General features: G+C 74.6%; 2 protein-coding genes. Both read right to left on the bottom strand.

Annotated features, from left to right (window positions below; genetic code table 11):
* Window positions 1–329 (bottom strand): hypothetical protein (locus VF202_15545; GenBank protein HEX7041530.1); only part of this gene is annotated, 329 nt, incomplete at its 3' end.
* Window positions 326–1,072 (bottom strand): ABC transporter ATP-binding protein (locus tag VF202_15540; protein ID HEX7041529.1); only part of this gene is annotated, 747 nt, incomplete at its 5' end. The genes VF202_15540 and VF202_15545, both read right to left, overlap by 4 nt.

The following is a 1,072-nucleotide window of genomic DNA, read 5'->3' as shown; positions in this document are numbered from 1 at the left end:
ATCACGCGCACAGCAAGGCGCCTGCCGTTCACCTCGCCGAACGTGTCCACGACGGTGCGGGTCGTCACCGCGTCCACGCCGGGCACGCCGGCGGCTGACGCCGCGAAGCCCTCGACGTCGCCGCCGGCGACGGTCAGGTCGGCGAAGCCCGTCACCTCGAAGAGGCGGTCGTACGAGGCCACGAGGTTCCGGTAGGCGCCGTAGCTGGTGCCGAAGAGCGCCACGCCGAGGAAGCTGGTCACGGCGACGGCTATGAACGGTCCGCGGAGGCGCCGCAGGTCGCGCCACAGCTTGGCGCGCCAGGGAGAAGCGCCCGCGCCCCGCGTCACCAGGTCACCTCCTCGGCCGGCAGGGGGTCTGTCACGACGCGGTCCTCCTCGACGCGTCCGTCGCGCATGCGCACGACGCGGTCGGCCATCTTGGCGATGGCGCTGTTGTGGGTGACGAGGACCGTCGTGAGCGAGCGCTCGCGGTTCACGCGGCGCAGGAGGCTCAGCACGGAGCGGCCGGTGTCGAGGTCGAGCGCCCCAGTGGGCTCGTCGCACAGCAGGAGGCTGGGCCGCTTCGCCAGCGCCCTGGCGATCGCCACGCGCTGCTGCTCGCCCCCGGAGAGCGCGGCGGGGAAGTGGTCGAGGCGCCCCGCGAGCCCCACGGCGGCCAGGGCGTCGCGGGCCTCGTCGGTGGCGGTCGCCACGCGTTCCCCGGCGCCGCCGGCCCGGTGCCCCGCCCGGTCCGCGGCGGCGCCGACACGGGTCCCGGCGCGCTGCTCGGCAGCCTCGGCCCTCTCCCCGGCAGCCTCGGCCCTCTCCTCGGACCCAGTGAGGCCGGCGATCAGGGCCACGTTCTCCAGCGCCGTGAGCGACGGCACGAGGTTGAAGAACTGGAAGACGAAGCCCACCACGCGCCGGCGGTACTCGGTGAGCCGGCGCTGGTCGTAGCCGCCGATGTCCTCGCCGTCCACGAGCACGCTGCCCGATGTGGCCGCGTCGATGCCGCCGACGATGTTGAGGAGCGTCGTCTTGCCCGAGCCGGAGGGGCCGAGCACGACGACGAGCTCGCCCGCCCCCACCTC

Source organism: Trueperaceae bacterium, from assembly GCA_036381035.1.
Classification (GTDB): domain Bacteria; phylum Deinococcota; class Deinococci; order Deinococcales; family Trueperaceae; genus DASRWD01.
This window is presented reverse-complemented; position numbering and strand designations above follow the sequence as displayed.